Origin of the sequence: Candidatus Palauibacter australiensis (genome assembly GCA_026705295.1) — a bacterium.
Lineage (GTDB): Bacteria > Gemmatimonadota > Gemmatimonadetes > Palauibacterales > Palauibacteraceae > Palauibacter > Palauibacter australiensis.
The window spans coordinates 16,217-38,085 of record JAPPBA010000039.1 but is presented as its reverse complement, the minus strand read 5'-3'; the positions used below and the strand labels follow the sequence as shown (position 1 = coordinate 38,085).

Annotated in this window: 16 protein-coding genes; all 16 read right to left on the bottom strand. The window is 70.0% G+C overall.

Going from position 1 to position 21,869, the window contains the following annotated elements; genetic code table 11:
- Positions 1–41 precede the first annotated feature (41 nt).
- The 16 genes from OXN85_02700 to trxA all read right to left on the bottom strand — a co-directional run bounded on the left by OXN85_02700 (position 42) and on the right by trxA (position 21,823).
- Positions 42–338 carry a cytochrome C oxidase subunit IV family protein gene (locus OXN85_02700; protein ID MCY3598871.1) on the bottom strand — a complete coding sequence of 99 codons (297 nt, stop codon included), beginning with the start codon at positions 336–338 and terminating at the stop codon, positions 42–44.
- 7 nt (positions 339–345) lie between these two features.
- Positions 346–915 (bottom strand): cytochrome c oxidase subunit 3, encoded by a 570-nt coding sequence (locus OXN85_02695; GenBank protein MCY3598870.1) that lies wholly within the window; start codon positions 913–915, stop codon positions 346–348.
- Positions 915–2,747, bottom strand: a complete 1,833-nt coding sequence (gene ctaD, locus OXN85_02690) for a cytochrome c oxidase subunit I (GenBank protein MCY3598869.1) — start codon at positions 2,745–2,747, stop codon at positions 915–917. Before ctaD ends, OXN85_02695 begins: the two co-directional genes overlap by 1 nt.
- Positions 2,748–2,757: 10 nt before the next feature.
- Entirely contained in the window at positions 2,758–3,762 is a 1,005-nt protein-coding gene (gene coxB, locus OXN85_02685) for a cytochrome c oxidase subunit II (protein ID MCY3598868.1), read from the bottom strand.
- A gap of 121 nt (positions 3,763–3,883) precedes the next feature.
- Positions 3,884–4,915, bottom strand: coding sequence for a protein-methionine-sulfoxide reductase catalytic subunit MsrP (gene msrP / locus OXN85_02680; GenBank protein MCY3598867.1), 1,032 nt, complete (start codon positions 4,913–4,915; stop codon positions 3,884–3,886).
- A 148-nt stretch (positions 4,916–5,063) separates the two neighbouring features.
- Positions 5,064–6,653, bottom strand: a complete 1,590-nt coding sequence (purH, locus tag OXN85_02675) for a bifunctional phosphoribosylaminoimidazolecarboxamide formyltransferase/IMP cyclohydrolase (protein MCY3598866.1) — start codon at positions 6,651–6,653, stop codon at positions 5,064–5,066.
- A gap of 6 nt (positions 6,654–6,659) precedes the next feature.
- Positions 6,660–7,328, bottom strand: a complete 669-nt coding sequence (gene purN, locus OXN85_02670) for a phosphoribosylglycinamide formyltransferase (GenBank protein MCY3598865.1) — start codon at positions 7,326–7,328, stop codon at positions 6,660–6,662.
- Positions 7,321–8,697: an L-seryl-tRNA(Sec) selenium transferase gene (selA, locus tag OXN85_02665; protein ID MCY3598864.1), complete on the bottom strand. Its 1,377-nt coding sequence runs from the start codon at positions 8,695–8,697 to the stop codon at positions 7,321–7,323. Before selA ends, purN begins: the two co-directional genes overlap by 8 nt.
- Positions 8,694–10,148, bottom strand: coding sequence for an Ig-like domain-containing protein (locus OXN85_02660; GenBank protein ID MCY3598863.1), 1,455 nt, complete (start codon positions 10,146–10,148; stop codon positions 8,694–8,696). Before OXN85_02660 ends, selA begins: the two co-directional genes overlap by 4 nt.
- A gap of 92 nt (positions 10,149–10,240) precedes the next feature.
- On the bottom strand, positions 10,241–12,931 hold the full coding sequence (locus tag OXN85_02655) for a valine--tRNA ligase (GenBank protein MCY3598862.1): 2,691 nt from the start codon (positions 12,929–12,931) through the stop codon (positions 10,241–10,243).
- A gap of 131 nt (positions 12,932–13,062) precedes the next feature.
- On the bottom strand, positions 13,063–13,956 hold the full coding sequence (locus tag OXN85_02650; protein MCY3598861.1) for a hypothetical protein: 894 nt from the start codon (positions 13,954–13,956) through the stop codon (positions 13,063–13,065).
- An 85-nt stretch (positions 13,957–14,041) separates the two neighbouring features.
- Entirely contained in the window at positions 14,042–15,325 is a 1,284-nt protein-coding gene (locus OXN85_02645; GenBank protein MCY3598860.1) for an asparagine synthetase B, read from the bottom strand.
- Positions 15,322–16,998 carry a hypothetical protein gene (locus tag OXN85_02640; GenBank protein ID MCY3598859.1) on the bottom strand — a complete coding sequence of 559 codons (1,677 nt, stop codon included), beginning with the start codon at positions 16,996–16,998 and terminating at the stop codon, positions 15,322–15,324. The genes OXN85_02645 and OXN85_02640 overlap by 4 nt, the downstream gene beginning before the upstream one ends.
- A gap of 148 nt (positions 16,999–17,146) precedes the next feature.
- Positions 17,147–20,512, bottom strand: coding sequence for a hypothetical protein (locus OXN85_02635; protein MCY3598858.1), 3,366 nt, complete (start codon positions 20,510–20,512; stop codon positions 17,147–17,149).
- Complete coding sequence (gene rsmI, locus OXN85_02630) at positions 20,509–21,366, bottom strand: 16S rRNA (cytidine(1402)-2'-O)-methyltransferase (protein MCY3598857.1); 858 nt, start codon at positions 21,364–21,366, stop codon at positions 20,509–20,511. The genes OXN85_02635 and rsmI overlap by 4 nt, the downstream gene beginning before the upstream one ends.
- Positions 21,367–21,484: 118 nt before the next feature.
- Positions 21,485–21,823: a thioredoxin gene (gene trxA, locus OXN85_02625; protein MCY3598856.1), complete on the bottom strand. Its 339-nt coding sequence runs from the start codon at positions 21,821–21,823 to the stop codon at positions 21,485–21,487.
- Positions 21,824–21,869: the final 46 nt, after the last annotated feature.

Genomic DNA, 21,869 nt, shown 5'->3' with positions numbered 1-21,869 from the left:
ACACGGGCCGACGGTCCGCCGTCAGGCGCCGAGGTCCGCTGTCAGGCGCCGAACTTGCCGAAGATCGCCATCAGTCCGACCACGACGGCGGTGGCGATGAATACTCCCCAGGCGAAGATGGCGGTGAGGACCGGGCCATCGGACTTCAGGTGCATGAAGAACATCGCGACGAGCGCGAACTTCGCCGCCATCATCACGAGCAGGATCGGGATGAGCACCGGCGCGAGCGCCTCGATGTAGAACACCATCACCTCGAGCGCCGTCAGCGCGGCGAGGATCACCGCGATCGCGACGTAGATGCGCGTGCTCGGGTGCGATTCGGCGGAATGATGGCTCACGTGTGCCTCACACCAGCAGGTAGATGAGGGTGAAGAGGATAATCCACACGACGTCGACGAAGTGCCAGTAGAGTCCGGCGATCTCCACCGTCTCCGCATGGCGGGCGTCGAGCTTCCCCTGCGCCGTCCTCACGAGGAGCGTGCTCAGCCAGATCACGCCGCCGGCGACGTGGGCGCCGTGCGTTCCCGTGAGGACGAAGAAGGTCGACGAGAACAGGTTCCTCGACAGCGGCAGCCCCTCGTGAACGAAGTGGCTGAACTCGTAGTACTGGCCGCCGAGGAAGATGAGGCCGAACAGCGCCGTCAGGCCGAGCCACAGCTTCGTCGCCCGCAGATCGTTCCTCTGCACCGCCGCGAGCGCGAGCACCATCATGAGGCTGCTCATCAGGAGCACGAAGGTCGTGACGGTGATGAAGGGGATGTTCAGGAGGTCGTGCGGATAGGGCGGCACGAGGTTCCGGCCGCGATAGATCATGTACGTGGCGATCAGGGTGCCGAACAGCATGCACTCCGACCCGATGAAGCTCCACATCGCGAGCTTGCGGTTCGGGATGCCCGTCGAGGTCGGCCCCTCCATCAGTGCGCCCCCTCCCCGAACGGCGGCTCGAAAGCCCACGCGAAGAGCCCCACCGCCGTCACGAGCAGACCGAAGAGCGTCAGCCCCAGCGACCCGAGCCCGCCGATCGTCATGAGGAGCATCCCGACGGCGAGCACGAGCGGCCAGTACGACGGATTCGGCATGACCACGGGCGCCGGCGGCTCGTCCGGCTGCCGCCGCGGCACGGCGCCCCCGGGTTCATCCCCTTCCCGGCGCGATTCCGGCTCGATGTAGGGATGCCAGAGCGGGTCCCGCCGATCAACGGCCGGGATCTCCGCGAAGTTGTAGTGCGGCGGCGGCGAAACCATCGTCCACTCGAGCGTCGACGCGTCCCACGGGTTGTGTCCCGCGGCCTCTCCGCGCCGCCACGTACGCCACAGGTTCCAGACCAGCGGCACGAAGGAGAGCGTGAAGATGAAGGCCCCGATGGTCGAGATCAGGTTGAACACATCCAGGCCCAGCCCCTCCGCGTACGTGTAGGTGCGCCGCGGCATCCCCAGGAGCCCCGAGAAGTGCATCGGGAAGAAGGTCACGTTCAGCGCGAGGAAGCTGAGCCAGAAGTGGGCCTGCCCCAGTCCCTCGTGCAGCAACCGCCCCGTCGCCTTCGGGAACCAGTAGTAGAAGCCGCAGAAGAGGCCGAAGACCGTCCCACCGATGAGCACGTAGTGGAAGTGCGCCACCACGAAGTACGTGTCCGTCTGCTGCAGGTCCGCCGGCGGCGAACTGTGCATGACGCCGCTCAGGCCGCCGATCGTGAACGTCGCCACGAGCCCGGCCGCAAACAGCATCGCCGTTCGGAAGCGTAAGCGACCCCCCCACATCGTCGCGATCCAGTTGAAGATCTTGATCCCGGTGGGGATCGCGATGAGCATCGTCGCCCCGCCGAAGACCGCGTTCACCACCGGCCCGAGTCCGACCGAGAACATGTGGTGGACCCAGACGCCGAACCCGAGGAAGGCGATGAGGACGCCCGAGAAGACGACGACGGGATACCCGAACAGGATCTTCCGCGAGAACGTCGGGATCACGTCGGACACGATGCCGAACGCCGGCAGGATGAGGATGTAGACCTCGGGGTGGCCGAAGACCCAGAACAGGTGCTGCCAGAGGACGGGGTCCGCGCCCGCCGCCGCGTCGAAGAAGTGGGTTCCGAAACGGCGGTCGAAGAGCATGAAGATCAGGCCGACCGTGAAGGGGGGGAAGGCGAGCAGGATGAGCGCGGAGACGATGAGCGCCATCCAGGTGAAGAGCGGCATCCGCATGAACGTCATCCCCGGCGCCCTCATGTTGAGGATCGTGACGAGGAAGTTCAGCCCGCCCGCGATCGACCCCACCCCGGAAATCAGGAGCGCGAGCACGTAGAAGTCGATGCCCGGTCCCGGCGAATACTCCGGGTTCGTCAGCGGCATGTACGCGAACCACCCCCCGTCGGGCATCACCCGGAGGGGGACGCTCGCGTACAGGAAGAGGCCGCCGAAGAGGAAGACCCAGAAGGAGAACGCGTTCAGGCGCGGGAAGGCCACGTCGCGGGCCCCGATCTGCAGGGGTACGACGAAGTTGAAGAAGGCGACGACGAGCGGCATGCCGGCGAAGAACACCATCGTCGTGCCGTGCATCGTGAACAGCTGGTTGTACAGGTCCGGGTCGAGGAAGCTGCGCTCGGGGGCGGCGAGCTGGAGCCGGATGAGCTGTCCCTCGACGCCCGCGATGAGGAGGAAGACGAACCCGACCACGAAGTACATGATCGCGATCCGCTTGTGGTCGACGGTCGTCAGCCAGCTCCAGATTCCCGTAGAAAGCGCGTCGGTCATGGCCATGGCGCTAACGGAGCGACCCGAGGTAGGCGACGAGCTGCCGAAGCTGCGCGTCGCTCAGCTCCACTTCGGGCATCAGGTTCCCGGGCTTCACGTGCTGGGTGGAGTCCAGCCAGCGCGCCAGGTTCGCGGGCGTGTTCTCGAGCACCCCCGAGGCGATCGTGAGCCGGCTCCCGAAGTGCGTGAGGTCCGGGCCGAACTGCCCCGTCGCCGGCGTCCCTCTCACCGCGTGGCAGCTCACGCACGCGTTCGCCATGAACACGCCCTGCCCCGCCCGCGCCTCCGCGGCCGCGGGTGTCGAAGCCGGCGCCGCGTTCGCCCGGGCCCAGCGCTCGAAGTCCCCGGGCTCGTCCACGATCACGCGCATTCCCATGAGCGCGTGCGCCGTGCCGCAGAACTCCGCGCACTGTCCGTGGTACACGCCGACCGAGTCCGGCCGGAACCAGAGCTGGTTCTCGATCCCCGGCACGAGGTCGCGTTTGCCGGCCAGGCGCGGAATCCAGAACGAATGCATGACATCCGCGGAACGGAGCCTCAGGTCGACGGTGCGGCCCAGCGGGACGTGCGCCTCGTTCGCCGTCACGATCCCGAGTTCCGGATAGCGGAATTCCCACCACCACTGCTTGCCGATGACCTCGATGACGAGCGCCTCCGGATCCGGCGTCGACCGGTCAATGATGAAGATGGCGCGCATGGTCGGAATCGCGATCGCCACGAGGATGAGCGCCGGCGCCAGCGTCCAACCCACTTCGAGGAGGAGGTGACCGTGGACCTGCTTCGGTCGCGTGTCGCCCGGCCGCTCCCTGAAGCGGACGAACACGTAGATGAGGATGCCCTCCACCACGACGAACACGCCGACCGCCCACCAGAAGATCTGGTCGAAGAGCCGGTCGAGGAGCGTGGCGGAGTCTGAACTGGGGTGCAGTGCGGATTGCGGATATTCACCGCCGCAACCCTGGCTGATCAGGACCCCCAGGAAAAGCACGAGCGCTGCGATCGCGCGTCGTCTCAAGGGCTTATCTATATGTGTTTCGGGGAAAATCTCGATTCGGTTCGGGCCCCGCTACCGCGGGGCCTGCGAGACTTTAGCCGGGGACGGCGGGCGGGTCAAGGAAGCCGCGCCCGCCGGAGCCTCAGCGGGCGTGCGGCACGTCTCCGACCGGCGTCACGCGACCGTCGTAGAGCTCTCCTACCCACTCGCCGTAGCCGTTGAACGGGAGCGTCGGAACCCGTTGCCCCGTGCCGACGATCTCCTCCTGCGCCTGGGACCAGCGGGGATGAGGCACGTCCGGGTCCACGTTCGAATAGAAGCCGTACTCGGACGGCTGGAGGTCGTTCCAGAAGGTCGTCGGCATCTCGTCGGTGATGTCGATGCGGACGATGCTCTTGGGGCTCTTGTATCCGTACTTCCAGGGCACATGGATGCGGACCGGAGCGCCGTTCTGCTTCTGCAGTGGATGGCCGTACATGCCCGTCACGACGAAAGCGAGTTCGTTCATCGCCTCGTCCATGCGAAGCCCTTCGTAGTAGGGCCACTTGTACCAGCTCTGCGTCTTCTGGCCGAAGGCCTGCTCCGGCCGGTTGAATGTCACGAAGCCGACGTAGCGGGCATCGTTCTGCGGCTGCACCCGCTCCAGCAGCCGGGCGAGCGGGAAGCCGATCCAGGGCACGACGACGGACCAGCGCTCCACGCAGCGGTGCCGGTAGATCCGTTCCTCGAGCGGGAAGGCGCGTTCCAGCTCCACGAGGTCGTAGACGCCCGGGTTCTCGACGAGGCCCGTGACTTCCAGCGCCCACGGACGGGCTTCGAACGGGCCCACGTTGCGCCACACGCCGTCCTTGTCCGTGCCGAACTCGTAGAAGTTGTTGTACGTGGCCACGATCTCCTCGGGCGAAACCTCCTTGTGGCGGTCGCCGGGCGTGAAGCGCGGATCGTTCACGGCCGCGGGATAGAGATCCGCGGTCGGGGTGTCCGGGATGTTGTCGAGGGGGCCGCGCTGCTGAGCTTCCGCCGCCCCTCCCGGCCGGCATGCCAGCGAGGCCGCGGCAAGGACCGCCCCCCCGCCCATGCGGGCCACGAACTGCCGCCGGTCGAGGTACACCGACTCCGGTGTCGCTTCGCTCTCCTTGAGCCGCCAGCCGGGCGGAATATGAATGTTCGCCATGGGGAGTCTCCCTTGCCGTTCGGCCTCCAGCCCTCGCCGGTCGCCGGCCGCTTCGCCTGCGGCGTTGCGTACTCTCAATATAACCGTTCCGGCGCCTGGTGTTTCGCAACCCTTCTCCCGACGCGGGTGCTGGCCCGCACGGCGGACCCTAGTGCCGGAAGAGCCGCCGTCCGGTGAAAACCATCGCCATGCCGTGCTCGTTCGCGGCCTCGATGACCTCCGCATCGCGCTTCGACCCGCCCGGCTGCGCGATCGCCGTCACTCCCGCGCCCGCCGCCGCATCGATGCCGTCGCGGAAGGGGAAGAACGCGTCCGACCCGAGGACGGCGCCCGCCACGTCGAACCCCTGCGCCCGGGCCTTGCGGATCGAGATCTCCACCGAGTCGACGCGGCTCATCTGGCCCGCGCCGATCCCGATCGACGCTCCATCGCGCACCAGCAGGATCGCGTTCGACTTCACGCTCTGCACCGCGGACCAGGCGAACGCGAGATCGTCCCATTCCGCGTCGCTCGGGGCCCGCGCCGTGGGGACGTGCGCCTCCCGATCCACCTCGCGTGCCGGGCGCGGGGCCGCCTGCATCAGAACCCCGCCGCGGACGCCGCGCACCTCGACCCCTTCCCGCAGATGGCCGCCCGCGTCCAGCGCCGAGCCCGCCCCGGGCTTCAGAATCCGGATGTTCTTCTTCGCCCGCAGGAGGCGGAGCGCCTCCTCCGAGTATTCCGGCGCCACGACGCACTCCACGAAGTTCCGCGAGAGGGCTTCCGCGACAACCTCCGTGAGTGGATCCGTGAAGGCGATGACCGAGCCGAACGCCGAAACGGGATCGCAGGCGAGCGCCTTCTCGTAGGCCTCCAGCGGGGACGCGCCGACGGCGAGGCCGCACGGCGTCGAGTGCTTGAGGATCGCGCAGGCGGCGCGCTCTCCGGACACGAAGGGCGCGATCGCCGTGAGGGCCCCGTCCACATCGAGAATGTTGTTGAACGAGAGTTCCCGCCCGTGGAGTTGCGCGAGCGCGGGAATCCCGCGCAGCGGACCGGATCCGTCGCGGAAGAAGGCGGCCTTCTGGTCCGGGTTCTCCCCGTACCGTAGCGGTTGCACGCGGTCGAGCGGGAGGACGGTCTCCCCCGCCGGGAGGTCCGGCGAACCCTCCGCGCCGTCAAGCTGGGTCAGGTAGCGCGTGATCGCCGCGTCGTAGGCCGCGGTGTGCCCGAACACCTTCACCGCCAGCTCACGCCGCAGCTCCGCCGTCTGCGGCGCGTCCCCGGCATCGATGGCCTCGAGCACGCGCCCGTAGTCGGCCGGGTCGCAGACCGACCAGACGGATGGATGGTTCTTTGCCGACGCCCGGAGCATCGTCGGGCCGCCGATGTCGATCTGCTCCAGCGCTTCCCCGAGCTTCACGTCCCCGTCGGCCACGGTCTCGCGGAAGGGGTACAGGTTCACGGCCACGAGGTCGATCGGAACCATGCCGTGCGCGGCGAGTTGATCCAGATCGTCCGGTACCTCGCGCCGGGCGAGGATCCCGCCGTGCACCCTCGGGTGGAGCGTCTTCACGCGACCGCCGAGCATCTCCGGATGGCCGGTGAGGTCGCTCACGCCGCGGACCTCGAGCCCCGCCGCGCGCAGCGCCCGCATCGTCCCGCCCGTGGATGCGATCTCCCAGCCCCGAGCGATCAATCCCGCACAGAATTCCTCGATTCCCGACTTGTCCGAAACGCTCACGAGCGCAGTCGGCATTCCCACTCATCCTTCCCGGTTGGTGAACGTCTCCGTCTCGAACCATTCGCGAACCCAGTGGACCCGGCGGTCCGCCTCCAGCCGGACCGCCCCCGAAGCCAGCGCTTCGACCGCCGCGGGCAGGATCCGGTGCTCGACCTTAAGCACGCGGGCGGCGACGGATTCCGGAGTATCGCCCGCGAGCACGGGTACGGGCCACTGGCACAGGACCGGCCCCCGGTCGTACGCCTCGTCAACGAAGTGGACGGTCGCTCCGGTGATCCGGACGCCGGCCTCGATGACCGCCCGGTGCACGCGGGCGCCGTACATCCCCTGGCCTCCGAACGAAGGCAGAAGCGCGGGATGGATGTTCAGGATCCGTCCCCACCAGGCCCGCACGAGGGACTCGGGCACCAGTTTCATGTAACCGGCCAGGACCACGATGTCGCTTCGCCATTCGTCCAGCGTGCGGCGTAGGAACGTCGCCAGTTCGTCACTCGTCGATACCGGCGGCGAGACCGCCGATGCCACCCCGATCCGGCGCGCCCGCTCGAGGACGCCGGCTCCCTCGCGGCTGGCGATCACGCCAGCGATCTCGCGGTCGGGAACGTCTGCGCGGTGGAAGCGGTCAACGAGCGCCTGGAAGTTGGAACCGCCTCCCGACGCGAGGACCGCGATCCGCACGGCGTCAGACATCGGCAAGCCGGTTGAGCGCCGCGGCGAGAGCTTCCGCGGCCCTGGCCGTTTCCTCGCCGGGGAGCGTCCGCATATCGACGATGAACGCCGCACGCTCGATACGGCCGATGAGCGGGACCGGGCCGGCGCGGCACTCCACCGCGAGCCGCTCGACGTCGACCCCCGTCACGGCCCACCCCGCCGAAGGAATCGCGAACCCCGGAAAGGCGCCCCCTCCGACCATCGCTTCGGTCCGGATCACGTCGACGCGCGCGCCGCTTCGCTGTGGAGGATCGGGGCGCGCGGCGGCCGCTCGGACTTCGACCGCCTCCGCCGGTTCGCGAAGCATCCGCAGCACCGGCACGCGCCGGACGGCGAGATCCGGGTCGCGGTACAGCATCAGCGTGGCTTCGAGGGCGGCGAGCGTCGTCTTGTCCACCCGGAACGCCCGCAGCAGCGGATTCCGGCGCAGCCGCCCGATCAACGCCGCGTCGCCCGCGATGATCCCGGCCTGCGGGCCCCCGAGGAGCTTGTCGCCGCTCCAGGTCGCGAGGTCGACGCCCGCGGCCAGCGACCCCCGGGCGGTGGGCCCCTCCGGGAATCCCGGCAGGAGATCCGCATCGAGCAACCCGGAGCCGAGATCGTGCGCGAGCGGGATCGCGCGCTCCCGCGCGAGAGCAACCAGTGCCGGGAGCTCCGGGCGCGCCGAGAACCCCTCGACCCGGTAGTTCGAGGGGTGGACCCGCAGAATGAGCCCGGTCGATTCGTCGATGGCCGCCGCGTAGTCGGACACTCTCGTCCGGTTCGTCGTGCCGACCTCTCTCAACCGGCCGCCGCTCCGTTCCACGACATCGGGGATCCTGAACGTGCCTCCGATTTCGACCAGTTCCCCGCGCGACACGAGCACCTCGCGGCCCCGTGCCAGTTCGTTCACGACGAGCGACACGGCCGCTGCGTTGTTGTTCGCGATGATCGCCGCGCCCGCACCCGTTAGTTCACAGACGATTTCGCCGCAGTGATCGTACCTGGAGCCGCGGCGGCCCGTCGCGAGGGAGAGCTCGACATTCCCGTAAGCCGCGGCCTCCGCCTGGGCGCGACCCGCAGCGTCGGCGAGCGGCGCCCGGCCGAGGTTGGTGTGGAGCACGATGCCGGTTCCGTTGAGCGTCCGCCGAAGCGAGGGCCGGGCTCGCGCCTCCAGATCGCGTTCCGCGACCCGAAGGAGATCGACCGGAACGGACGGCTCCGCACCGCCTTCCGCGCGGGTGCGGTCCAGGACCCGGCGGAGCGAGTCTTTGACCGTTTCGCGGCCGTAGCGATCGATCCAGACGGCGACTTCGGACTCCCTGAGGAGTGCGTCCATGGAGGGGAGCCGGCGGCGCGGGTCCCTCATGCGCGCCTTCGCACCGTATCCGGCGGCGCCCCGACCGTGTCCGGCGGCGCCCCGACCGTGTCCGGCGGCGCTCCGGCCGTGTCCGGAGGCACCCCGACCGTGTCGGGTGGCGCCCCAACGGTGTCCGGCGGCGCCCCGGCCGTGGCCGGCGGGATTGCCGGTATGTCGAGACTGTCGGGCGCCGGCGGCACCGAATCCTGCTCCACGACGACGGAATCGCCCTCGGCAACCGTCGAATCCGCTGCGGCGACCGAGTCGGCGGCCGCGGCCGAGTCGGCGGACGGGGGCTCGGGCTCGGCCACAAAGGATGTATCACCGCCTCCCGTGAGACCGCGCAGGTTCACGACGCCCGTGACAGAAACCCGGTATGTCCCCGAGTCGAGCGCCGCCCCGAGCCGCACCGTGATGAACCTCGACGGAAGCACGGGATCCTCTTCCGCGACGGAGTCAGAGGCCGCGGCGCCGGCGGAATCCGGGCTCGGCGCCTCGACCGCCGCGGGGTCGCCGATCGCCGCCGAGTCGGCGACGGCCGCGGAATCCGCCGTTGCGACGGAGTCCGCCGCCGCGATGGAGTCCGCGAGCGCCGCGGAGTCGAGAGGGAACGTCACCTCATCGGCCGAACCGATGAGGCTGGCCACGATTTCCAGCGTTTCGTTCGTCGCCGAGTCCCGAATCGCGATACCGGGCTCCTCCGGTTGGGGATTGAGTAGATAGTCATCGAATTCGAGCTGCACGGTCTCGCTTCCCACGACGAGCGCGCGAGCCAGCAGCGGCGGCGTCGTATCCGGCGCCACGACGACGAACCTCAACTCCGTTGGCGTCTCCGGCGATGCCGCCACCGACGCGCTGTCGTAGGACTCCAGCACGCGATCCGGAATCATGTTGCGATTGCGGTCGACGAAACCGAAGGCCTGGTACTCGCCCGGCGGCAACCCGCGCGTGACGAACCTGCCGGCGCTGTCCGAGATCGCGCCGTACGGGATGGAATCCGGACCGGCCCAGAAGATGACGCGGGCCTCCTCCAGCGGTTGCGCGGTGAGCGCGTCGATCACCTCTCCCTCGACCCGGGTGTCCGGGATCTCACCTCCCGTGGAAAAGCAGAACTCGACCGGTTCTTCCATTCCGTTGCGCAGAAGGTCGTTGATCCCATCGGTCGGAATCGTGAAGCAGTACGCGACGCTGTCCCGCCACCCGTCCTCCGGCCGGAGACGCAGATCGGAGAATCCCGTCTGGGCCTCATACGTCTCCATCGGGCTGACGAACATCTCCCTGGCGAGACCGTTCGGTATCCGCACGGGCTCGCTGAAACGGATCTCGAGCGCCCCGTCGAAGTCGACGACCGTCGCATCCGGCGCGGGACGGATACGGACGATGTGAGGCGGGACCTCATCGGGCCGCGCACCGGGCGGAGGCATCTCCCTCGCACATGCCAGCATGATGAGGAAAGCCATCACCGCCGAGAGGAGCCTTCCGTCGGCGACGAGGTCGAAAACCCGTTCGCGGGCTCCCGGCCCCCGCCCGGTGGTCCCGGGCCCGGCGCGCGTCAGACTCCCACCCGCAGCGATCGGAGCTTCTCCTCGAGGCGAGCTCGCTGTTCTCCCAGTGACGTCACTTTCTCCCGCTCCCGTGCGATGACCTCCTCGGGTGCGTTACCGAGGAAACCGGCGTTCTCAAGCTTCCCGCGGCTCCGCGCGAGCAGATTGGCCGTACGCTCCAACTCCGCTCGGATGCGCCCGCGCTCGTTGTCAAGATCGATGACCCCTTCCAGCGGGAGGAAAAGTTCTCCGCCCGAGCGGAGCACCGCGTGCGCGCCGGCACCGTCGGTGGACGCCGCGCCCGCGCCCTCCGCAGTCCGCTCGACCCCGGACAACCCCGCCAGACGAGCGACGCTCTCCTCCTCCTCGGCCAGGGCCGACAGCAGGGCCCGCGAAGCACCCGTAACCCTCACCCGCACGCGGGTTCCCGGCTCCACGCCGTATTCCCCGCGCAGCGTCCGGACGGCCCCCACGAACTCCCGGAGCGCCTCAATCCCCGCTTCCGCGTCGGGATCGATCCAGTTCTCGGGGCAGTCCGGCCACGGTCCCGTGACGAGCGAGCCCGCAGCTTCCGCGTCGGGCAACCTCGCCGCGATCGCCTCCGTGACGAAGGGTACGATCGGATGAAGGAGCGAGAGCCAGCCGCGCATCACGAGCGTCAGCGTATGTCCCACCTCCCGGGCCGACTCGCGATCCCCGGTCAGCCGGGGCTTCGCCAGCTCCAGGTACCAGTCGCAGAAATCTCCCCACACGAACGAGTGGCCGGCCTCCGCCGCCTCGTGGAGACGGTAGCCTTCGTAGGCGGCGTCCATCTCGTGCGCCACCCGTGCGAGGCGGCTCCTGATCCATCGGTCCGCGAGCGCCGTCGGTTCCGGCGCGCCCCTCGTGTCGTCCCAGCGCGCGTGCGGCAAGGCAAACCGCGCCGCATTCCACATCTTGTTCGCGAAGTTCCGCCCCGGACGGAACGCGGCTTCAAGATTCTCGTAGTCCAGCTGGATGTCCGTTCCGAGCGGAGATCCTCGAACGAGTGTGAAGCGCATGGCGTCAGCGCCATACAATTCAACAACTTCCAGAGGATCTATTCCGTTCCCGAGAGACTTCGACATGCGCCGCCCGAGGTGGTCCCGAACCGTCCCGTTCAGCAGGACATCGGTGAACGGCAGCTCTCCCATGAACTCGAAGCCCGCCATGATCATGCGGGCCACCCAGAAGAAGAGGATCTCGGGCGCCGTGACGAGCGTCGCCGTGGGATAGAACGAACGGAGGTCCCCGGTGCGTTCCGGCCAGCCCAGCGTCGAGAAGGGCCAGAGCCACGAACTGAACCAGGTATCCAGCACATCCTCATCCTGGCGCAGCTCCCCTCCGCAGACGGGACAGTCGTCCGGATCCTCGGTGGAGACGACCAACTCGTCGCAGCCGGCGACATCGCAGTACCAGACGGGGATCCGGTGTCCCCACCACAGTTGCCGGCTGATGCACCAGTCGCGGATGTTCTTCATCCAGTTGCGGTACACGCGACCGAATCGCGCGGGGTGGAAGCGAAGTTCCCCGCTCTCGTAGGCCGCCAGCCCCGGCTCCGCGAGGGGCTTCATGCGCACGAACCACTGGAGGCTCAGGCGGGGCTCGACGACGGTGTCGCAGCGATAGCACCGCCCGACGGCGTGGACATGGTCCTCGACGCCCACGAGCCAGCCACCCGCCTCGAGGTCCGCCACGACGCGGCGGCGCGCCTCGAAGCGGTCGAGGCCGCGGTAGGCCTCCGGGACGGCGTCGTTCATCGCCCCCCGATCCGTCATCACGTCGAGCGCCTCGAGTCCGTGCCGCCCCCCGATCTCAAAATCGTTCGGATCGTGCGCGGGCGTGACCTTCACCACGCCCGACCCGAATTCCGGGTCCACGTGTTCGTCCGCCACAATCGGGAGACGCCGTCCGACCAGCGGCAGTTCGGCCTCCCGGCCGACGAGATCCGCGTATCGCGCGTCGTCCGGAGACACCGCGAGTCCCGTGTCGCCGAGCATCGTCTCCGGCCGCGTCGTCGCGACCTCCACATGGCCGCCGCCCACCAGAGGGTACTTCAGGCGGTAGAGCTTGCCATCCAGGTCGCGGTGCTCCGCTTCCTCGTTCGAGAGCGCCGTCCGGCAGCGGGGACACCAGTTGATGATGTAGCGACCGCGGTAAATGAGGTCCTTCTCATAGAGACGGACGAAGACCTCGCGCACCGCGTTCGAGAGTCCCTCGTCGAGCGTGAACCGCGTCCGCTCCCAATCGCAGGAACACCCGATGGTGCGGAGCTGGCCGATGATCCGGCCCCCGTACTCGTCGACCCACTCCCAGACGCGCTCGACGAACGCCTCGCGGCCGAGGTCGAAACGGGTGAGCCCATCTCCGCGCAACTGTCGCTCGACGACGTTCTGCGTGGCGATCCCGGCGTGATCCGTGCCCGGCACCCACAGAGCGTCGTACCCCTGCATCCGCCGCCGGCGGATGAGGACATCCTGCAGGGTGTTGTTGAGCCCGTGACCCATGTGCAGCGCGGCGGTGACGTTCGGCGGGGGGATCACGATCACGTAAGGCCGCTCGACGTCCGCGGCCGGAACGTGGAACAGGCCCGTGTCGACCCAGCGCTCGTACATCGGCCCTTCGAGCCCGGCGGGATCGTAACGGGAGGAAAGTTCGGTGGACGGTTGAGCGTCACCCAAGGGGCGGCTCCTGACTGACGGTTTCGGTGTCGGGAGAAACGTCGGTGCGACGGGGAGGGCCCCCCGGCGTCCGGGCTGCGGCTCAGTCTAACGGAGGCGCCCCGCGTTCGGAACCGCGCGGCGCGCCCGCGTCACGGTGGCCCGCGGACGCGCAGGGTGTCGCCGCGCCGGCGGCGGGCCTCCTCCTCCGAGCGCTCGCGCATGCGGGCCCGCGCCTCCGCCGCGGCGGCTTCCACGTCGTCCCGAAGGTTCTGGATCTGGATGGCCGTCAGGTCGCGGATCGCCTGTTCGTACGCCCGCCGCTGGGGCCCCGTGGGAGCGAACCCGATGGGAATGGGGATCGTCACGTCGCCGAGATGGATCCCCTGCTCGGAGAACCCCCAGCGTTTCCCGTCACGCTCGAACGTCCAGTCGCGCGCGCGGCGGCGCACATCCTCTTCGAGTTGGAGGCTGTCGAGCCAGTCGCGCAGGATCGCCCTCACCGCGCTGTCCGCCCGGGCGAACTGGACCAGTCTCTCCCCGATGAGACGGGGGGACTGCGGGTCGAACCACAGGCGCGCATCGCTGAAGCGGAGCCGGAGCCGAGAGGCGTTGGTCCGGCCCCGCGGCCCTTCGGGCGGCGTCGGCTGGCCCGCGACGATCAGACCCGGCGCGCCCGGGAGCGGATCCCCCTCGTCCACCGCTTCTTCTTCCGCCTCTTCCTCTTCTTCCTCCTCCTCCGGCTCGGGTTCGACCTCGGGCGGCTCCTCCTCCGGCGGCGGCAGCGGCTCGGGGCGGGGATCCTCCGGAAGGTCCTCCGGGAGCACGGGCGCGATCTCGACCACGACGAGGGCGTCCGGCGCGGGCACGGTTTCGACGGGGGGGAGCCTGAAGGGGAGGGACTCGACTCGGACCCCACCCGCCATGACCAGGAGGAGAACATGGAGGAGCACCGAGGCGAGGAGCCCCATCGCCAGCGTCCGGCGCCGGGAGCGCTCGCGTTCGCGTCTCCGCTCGGCGAAGCCCGCGTATCCGTTACGGGACACCGACGCTACCTGCCGGCCGAAGTCCCGCGCCTGACGGGTCTCGCGTCGTGGCCATCGGACGGGCCGGCCGCCCGGGGCGGAGCCCTCATGTGATCAGCTTCTTCTTCTTCGCGGCCGGAAAGAGGACGTTGTTGAGGATCAACCGATAGCCGGCGGAATGCCGATGGAGGTCCAGGTCCGTCGGGGCGTCGCCGATCAGATGGCGGGGATCTTCCGGGTCGTGCCCTCCGAGGTACGTGAACGTGCCTTCGCCGAAGCTTCCGTGGAGGTACTTCACACGTCCGCGCGCATCCTCCTCCGCAAGCACGGTGACCCCGGGCTGAAGGCGTTCCCTCCGGAACGTCGTCGTGAGGCCGTAGAAGTCGGGCAGCACGCGCCGATGGTTCTGGGTGAGCATGGCGGGAACCGGATCGAACTTGGCGCTGAACTCGAACAGCGAGAAGCTGCCGAGATCGACCCTCCACGGGGTGTTCACCTGGTGCCCGTCGATATCGCTGAAGGCACTGAGCGTGGGGTCCGTCACGAGCACGGCATCGCGGAAGGCGAGCGCAGCCGACCAGCGGAGCTTGTCGCTCGCCGCGGCATCGGGGGGCGAACCATCCGCGAACGAGGCGGCGATGTCGGTCTCCGCCGCGGCGAGGGCCAGTTCCAGCGTTTCCGTCGCCGTACACATCGCGAACAGGAAACCGCCGCCCTCGATGTAGCTCCGGAGCCGGGCCGCGACGGCCTTCTTCAGAGCCGGGACATTCGGATACCCGAGTTCGCGGGCGACCGCCTCGTTGCGGGCGACTTCCTCCTGCAGCCAGGCCGCGGAAGCGTACGTCAGGTAGAACTTCGAATACTGTCCCGTGAAATCCTCGTGGTGGAGGTGCAGCCATTCGAAGTTCTCGAGTTCCTCGGAAAGCACCTCCCGGTCCCAGATCCGCTCATAGGGGATCTCGGCGTACTCGAGCGCCATCGTCACGGCATCGTCCCATGGCGAACTGTTGGGCGGCGTGTAGACCGCGATCGTGGGCGCCTTCTCCAGGGGCACGGTCTCCATGTTCCGCGTCTCGATCTCGCGGCGGATCCTCGCCACGTCGGAACCGTCGAGCGTTTCCACGGTCACGCCCATGAGCGCAGCGCGCCGGCGGTTGGACGGCACGTCCGACACAAGGAAGGACCCGGCGCGGTAATTCAGGAGCCATTCGGCCGACTGACCCTCGGAGAGGATGCCGAACGCATACCCGTAGGCCTTGAGGTGGTTTTCCTGTTCGCGGTCCATGGGGACGAGAAGCTGGGCGCCCAGTCCCGATGCGCCCGCCAGCAAGGCGAGCCCCGCCAGCAGGAGGCGGAGCCGAACGCCGGGTCGTTTCGTCGCGGCCTTCATCGGCCTCCTCCATCGAGTTCGGCAAGCATGCGGCGCGCGACCGGCGCCAGCGCGCTCCGGGGGTACCCCACGATCAGTTGTTCCAGCCAGGAAGCGGCGTCGGCGGGAGGGGACGCACGCGCGAGATCCAGGAGAGCGGCCGGGGCCTCGGGGCTTCCCGGGTGCTGAAGGACGATCCGGCGCCGCAGGGCGCCGGCGATGCGGGCCCGTCCGGCGTCGGCGGCAGCGTCCGCGAGGAAGCCCAGCACGACGGAACGGCCGCGCGACGCCGGGCGGCCGGCCAGGTCGCGAAGTGCCGGCCCGGGATCGAACGCCTCCGGAGAAGCGAGGAGCGCGAGCGCGGCGGCGCCCGCGATACGGATCTCGGCCGAGTCCGCCGCCTGCACCAGAGTCACCAGCCGGAGGCGGCGTGTCCGTTCCGCCGCGCCGATTTCCGCCTCGCGCACGCTCCGGTTCGCTCGCTCAAGCGCGGAATCGCGCCGGCCGGCGTACAGCGCCAGTCGAGCGGCCGCGGCATCGAGGCGCCCCGACGCGGCGACGCGAATCCGCTTCCGCGCCCCGGCCACCAGCGCCTCCGCGGTGCCGAGATCGCCCGCCCGAGCGTGGCCGAGCGCGAGGTCTCCCCACAGACCCGCCTCGACCGCCGCAGAGTCCGGATACTGCCTCACGTAGCGGTCGAGCACCAAGGCCGCCTCATCGAGCGAAGCGGGGTTGACCGCGAGGAGCCAGAACAGGCGGCGCGACGCCAGCTGGTGAGGACCGTCGCCAGGGGGGCTCTCCCGCAGCAGTTCCTCGAGCACGCGCCGCGCCGACGCCGTATCTCCCGCCGCCAGCGCCTGTTCGCCCGAGAGCGCGAGCCAGCGCAGGCGGTCCACCTGTCGCCCGCTCAGTCCGGCGAGCCGCCGCGCCGACCAGGCAATCTCGCCGGGAAGCTCCGCCGCCTCCGCCTCGCGCACGTACTCCCGCAGGAACGCGGCGGCTTCGGCATCGTCCGGCGCCGGTGCGACCTCGGCCAGTGACCGGGCGGTCTCCGCGCGCCCCAGCCGCAGCGCGACGATGGCCCCGGCCTGGGCTGCCCGGTCCCGACGACCCGCCAGACGCGCGCGCAGCCGCTCGAAGGCGGCCGCACGGGCGCCCGACCCATCGGCCTCGACCGTCCGGAGGCCCGCTTCGACTTCCTCCGTCGCCGGCGGGGCGAGGGCGAGAAGCCCGACCCAGGCCGCGGCCAGGCGATCGCCGTCACCGACAGCGAGGAGGAGGTCGGCGAAGCGCGAGAGGAGTTCCCTGTCGGGGTCCGCCGCGGCGTCGAGGGTTCGGATTGCCCCCGCGGAGTCCCCCACGGCGAGCTGAACGTCGGCGCGGGCGAGCCGCGCCGCGGAGACTCCGGGGGCTTCCTCCAGCCAGCGCTCGCTCACGGCGAGGGCCGAATCGAGCATCCCCGCACCGGTCAGCCCCCGCACCCACCACAGCCGGACGCTCTCCGCTTCCGGGTCCGCGACGACGGCGGCTTCGGCGTAGGGTACGAAAGTGGCTGCTTCACCGGCTTCCAGCGCCAGTTCTCCGAGCAGCGCGAGTGCGCCCGGCGACGCGGGCGCCCGCACGAGGTGCTCGCGCAGGGCGGATGCGGCTTCCGAGGCCCGTCCGCCTGCGCGGAGGCGCTCCGCGCGTGCCACCGTGCGCTGCTCCGAGGCCGCGGATGCCTGAGCGGCCACCACGGCCCCGATCGGCACCGGGACACCGCAAAGCCCCGCAAGGAGTGCGACGATCCGAACGGCTCCGCGGGTCCCGCACGCGGGCAACCGAAACCGGGAACGATCCACGTCAGGGCTCCCGCCGGGGCTCGGCGTCCGCCGGAGGCACCCGGTTGAGCCGGTCGAAGTACTCGAAGATCAACGGTCGATAAAAGAGCGGCAGTTCGCGGAGCAACGCCTCCGAGGGCGCCGGGTAGCGGCGTCCCCGAAGCAGCGCGGGATCGATCGGCGGCGGAATCCCCGGCGGGGCCGTGGCCTCGCGCGACTCCCGTTCGTTGGGATCGAGGTCCTCGTCCTCCAGCGAGCGTCCCGCATCGAGCATGCGCCGGAAGAGTTGCCGCTGTCGTTCGAGCGTCTCCTGCGTGGGCCCCTCCAACTCGAGCTCCCGTGCGAGTTCGGCCGCCTCTTCCGCCATTTCCTCGGGACGTCCCAGGAGGTCGCCTTCCGGGTCTTCCAGCTCTCCGAGTTCCTCGGCGACCTCCTCCTGCCGCCGTGCGACTTCCTCGCGTCGCCGCTCCTCTCCCGACGGCCGCGGGCCGGGCATGAGGAGCGAACTCGTCTCCTGCGTCACCGCCTGCTGCTGCTGTGCGAGCTGGTTCATCTGATCCGCCGCGTCCTGGCCGGCGGACTGCTCCCCGGCGGCCCGAGCCGCCTCCTCGCTCGCCAGCAGGTGTCGGGCCAGGGAGTTCAGCGACTCCTGGATGCCCTCGACCTCCGCGCGGGACGGGAGACGCCGCGCCCCGTCCCCCGCGAGCCGGTCCAGCAACTGGTCCATGCGCTCCGCCGCCTCGCCCGCCGCCGCCCCCGTACGCTGGTCTAGCATGGCCGCTTCGTTCCCCGCTTCCGAGAGCCTCTCGACCAGGTTCTCGAGCCCCTGGCGCACGGCCCCCTGCCGGGCCCGCCAGACTGCCGGATCCGCCGCATTCTCGCCTCGCGTCGCTTCCGACAGGCGGCCCTCCTCCTCCGCCAGCGCGAGCGCCTCGCCGCGCGCGCGAGCCAGCGACTCGACGGCGGCCTCTCCCTGCTCTCCGCTCATCTCCCGCTGCGCCGAGCCCAGGGCGCCCGCCGCCTGTTCGAGCGCCTCCGCAGCTTCCTCGGCCGCCTGCCGCTCCGTTTCGCCGACCTCGCCCGATTCCGCGGTCGGCGACGACTCGGCTCCACTCTGCGCATCGGCCATCTTCCCCAGAGCCTCCTGCGTGCGGTCTCCGGCGGCCCGGGCCGAATCCGCAGCCGCCTCCCGGTCCGCCGCCGCGAGTTCCGCCTCGAGCTCCGCCAGGCGCTCCGCCAGCGCCTCGGCCTGTTCGACGAGCGAGTCCTGACCTTCACGGAATGCTTCGGCGTCCTCCTCCCCGGCGACCTCCCTCTGTTCCCGTGCCAGCTCATCCGCGTTGGCCTGCGCCGACTTCATCGCCTGTTCGAGCGCGGCCTGCTCGAGCATGCCGAGGGTCTGGTCCACCTGCTCCCGCAGACTCTCATAGTCCTCGGAGAGCTGTTCGAGCGCTTCCCGGACCGCTTCGGGATCCAGCTCCCGCAGTGCTTCCGCGAGCGCCTCGATCTGCTCCTCGAGTCCGCTCTCGGTCAGTTCCCTGTAGCGTTCGGCCAGCCGCTCCAACTGTTCCTGCAGCGCGGGATCGGAGAGCGGCGAGGCTTCGAGTTCGTCCTGCAGGGCCTCGATCTGTTCCTCGATTCCCGCGAGTTCCTCCTCGGCTCGCTGCCCCTCGTCGAGCACGCTCCGCGCCTCTTCCGTAGCCTCGAACCGAACCTCCTCGCTGTCGTCTCCTTCCGCGTCCGTCTGGCGCGCCGCGTCGGCCGCCGCCTCGGCCAGCGCCTCCAACCTCTCTTCCAGGGCCTGTGCGTCTTCGGACAAGGCCTCGGTCTGCTCCGCGCGCCGGTCCCGGATGTCCGTAAACGTCGGGACGCGAAGCAGAAAAACGTCGGAGAGTGCGGGACCCCTGGCCGGATGTCCGTCAAAGGCCTCAAAGCGGTAGAAGAGCGTGTCGCCGGGGAGGAAGGATTCCGCGCTGCGGTCGAGCAGGTGCCGGAAGACCGCCCGCTCCGCCCCGGCCGGCTCGGGGGAGAGCATCTCCCGCCGCTCCGCGTTCTCGCTGCCCAGACCCGAGCGCCAGCTCCGAACGAAGGCTCGACGAAGACCGATGTCGTCCTCGATGTCCACGATGACCGGCATCACGCGCTCGTAGCCCAGCGTCGTATCCGGAGCCGGGTAGAGCAGGTGGATGCGCGGCTGAAGGTCGGGGACGACGAGCACCCGAATCGGGTCGGGGAGGATCGGCGCGCCGAGCGACGATTCCGCCCGCAGTTCCCACGCCCAGGCACCCGTCCGCTCGGGGATCCATGAGACGGCGAACTGCGCGCCCGCGATCTCGAGCGGAATTCGGGCGGCCGCCTCGCCCGGCTCGTCGTCGCCGGGCTGCCATGCGAGAGTCGCGCCATCGAGCGGAAGGTTCGTCTCTCCGCTCAACCGCAACCTCGTCCCCTCCGGCGCCACGAGCGGCGGAATCCGGCCGCGGTAGCGTTCGGATCCGCGGCCCAGATAGGCCGGGAACTCGACGGTAAGCTGGAGATCCTGGACCAGGAGCGGCTCGAGGGGACGGACGCGGAGGGTGTCGCTCGTAAAGCCCTCCCCATCTTCGACCCACACCGCCGTGGGAGAGATGATCGGCCCAGTGCGGCCCTGCGCCGAACCGGCCGCCGATACCTCCAGAAGGGTCCGTTCCGGCGCCCGGCCCGCGGCGCGCCACACCAGGTCGACCCGGTCGCGCCCCGTGGCCGAGATGGACACGACCGCCGCATCTCCCCGGGGCACGCCCATCGCGCCGGTCAGGCCGAGGGGCGGGAGCGGCGCCGGAAAGGCGGTGCGCCACGGCGCCCCCAGCGCCGCGGCGGCGGAGAACGTGGGCTGGGGCCGCAGAAGCGCGGCCACCGAGATCGCGAGCAGCACGAGAGCCACGGCGACGCCCGAACGGCGGATCCGCCGCTTCCATCCCGGGCCGGTGACCGGTAGGAGCCCGCGCGACGCGGCCTTCCCCAGCGCCTCAGACACGCGCGCGCGGTGGAGCGCGGCCAATCCCGCGCCCCCCGCGGCCTCCGTCCGTTCCAGCTCGATCGCGGAGCGAACATCGCCGGCCCCCAGTCCCGCCGCAGCGTCCGCCTCCCCGGCCACGGCGTGCGGATGCAGCGCCTGCCAGACGCGGCGGGCGATCCACGTCAGTCCGACGAGGCCGGCCCACAGGACGAGGGCGAGCGCGAGCGGAACGAGCGAGCCGCGGCCCTCGCGGGCGGAAACCGGGAGCAGGGAAAGAACGAGGATCAGCGCTCCACCCAGCGTAATGGCTGAAGCCGCCGCCGTCCCCGCGGCGCGCGCCCGGGTCGCCGCGCAGGCGGCGGCCAGCCGTTCGAAGCCGAATCCGTCACTCATTCCGAGGGCGCCTCTTGAACCTGCAAGCTCACGCGATAGGCCTCGTTCCGGCTCAGACCGAACTCCGCAGCCAGGCGGTCGGCAATCTCGCGCCGCCGCAGGCCATCGCGCGACCAATGTCGCGCCTCCTCCATCAGGACCGCCAGATCGGGCACTTCGTTGCCTGCCGCACGGTCCCCGAAGACGATCGTCACCTCGCCCCTGACCTCGCGCGACGCAAACGCGGACGCCAACTCGCGCACGGATCCGGCCACCGTCTCCTCGTGCAGCTTCGTCAGTTCCCGACAGACCACGGCCCGCCGCTCACCCAAACCCGCTTCCGCCAACTCATCGAGGAGCGCGACCAGCCGCCCCGGCGCCTCGAACGCGACCGCGGTGTCGGCGCATGCGCGGAGATCGTCGATCCAGGCGGAGCGTTCGCCGCCCCGCCGGGGAACGAAGCCGAGAAAGAGAAACCGGTCGGCGGGGAAGCCGGACACCGAGAGCGCCGCCAGCACGGCGGAGGGGCCGGGAACGGCAAACACCTCGTGCCCCGCCTCGCGGGCGGCGGCCACCGCCCGGCAACCCGGGTCGGACACCGTCGGCGTGCCCGCATCGGACACGAGGGCCGCGGAGCGCCCCGCAGCCAAGGCGGCGAGCAGTTCGTCCACCCGTGCGCGCTCATTGTGCATGTGCAGCGACCGCAGCGGGACGCTCGCCTCCAGCCGCGCGAGCAGCGAGCCCGTGCGCCGCGTGTCTTCCGCGTAGCACACGTCGACCGAACGCAGAATCCGGACCGCCCGCCGCGGCATGTCGTCCAGATTGCCGATCGGCGTCCCGACCACATACAGGGCTCCCGTCACGACACGCGGCACGGCACTCGCCTCCCGTTCACCCGCCCGATGCGCCCGCGCCCCCCGGAGCCATCGGGGCCGGGGGGCGCGGAGTCGGGGTGGCCCGCGGCGGCGCTGACGCGGGGTTCGCCACGGACTTCTAGACGTGCTCGAGGATCTTCCTCTCGAGGGAATCCTTGGGGTGCGCCCCCACGAGGGTGTCCACGACCTCGCCACCCCTGAAGAAGAGGATGCTCGGGATCGAGCGCACGTTGAAGCGGAATGCGGTTTGCGGGTTCGCGTCCACATCGAGTTTCCCGACCGTGACTCGCCCCGAATACTCCCGCGCGAGCTCGTCGACGATCGGCCCGACGAGCCTGCACGGGCCGCACCACGCCGCCCAGAAATCCACCATCGCCAGACCGTCGGCGCCCTCGATCTCATCCGCAAAATTCGCATCCGTGATCTCGATGGGTCCTCCATTCGCAGCATCAACCATTCGAATCTCCTGTTTCAGTGCCGCCCGGCTCACCCGGCCGGGAAGA

Excerpts from the sequence above, each read along its gene's own strand:
- OXN85_02695 (MCY3598870.1), bottom strand. The coding sequence starts at position 915 with ATGGAGGGGCCGACCTCGACGGGCATCCCGAACCGCAAGCTCGCGATG.
- ctaD (MCY3598869.1), bottom strand. The coding sequence starts at position 2,747 with ATGACCGACGCGCTTTCTACGGGAATCTGGAGCTGGCTGACGACCGTC.
- msrP (MCY3598867.1), bottom strand. The coding sequence starts at position 4,915 with ATGGCGAACATTCATATTCCGCCCGGCTGGCGGCTCAAGGAGAGCGAA.
- purH (MCY3598866.1), bottom strand. The coding sequence starts at position 6,653 with ATGCCGACTGCGCTCGTGAGCGTTTCGGACAAGTCGGGAATCGAGGAA.
- purN (MCY3598865.1), bottom strand. The coding sequence starts at position 7,328 with ATGTCTGACGCCGTGCGGATCGCGGTCCTCGCGTCGGGAGGCGGTTCC.
- selA (MCY3598864.1), bottom strand. The coding sequence starts at position 8,697 with ATGAGGGACCCGCGCCGCCGGCTCCCCTCCATGGACGCACTCCTCAGG.
- OXN85_02660 (MCY3598863.1), bottom strand. The coding sequence starts at position 10,148 with ATGGCTTTCCTCATCATGCTGGCATGTGCGAGGGAGATGCCTCCGCCC.
- OXN85_02645 (MCY3598860.1), bottom strand. The coding sequence starts at position 15,325 with ATGAAGGCCGCGACGAAACGACCCGGCGTTCGGCTCCGCCTCCTGCTG.
- OXN85_02635 (MCY3598858.1), bottom strand. The coding sequence starts at position 20,512 with ATGAGTGACGGATTCGGCTTCGAACGGCTGGCCGCCGCCTGCGCGGCG.
- trxA (MCY3598856.1), bottom strand. The coding sequence starts at position 21,823 with ATGGTTGATGCTGCGAATGGAGGACCCATCGAGATCACGGATGCGAAT.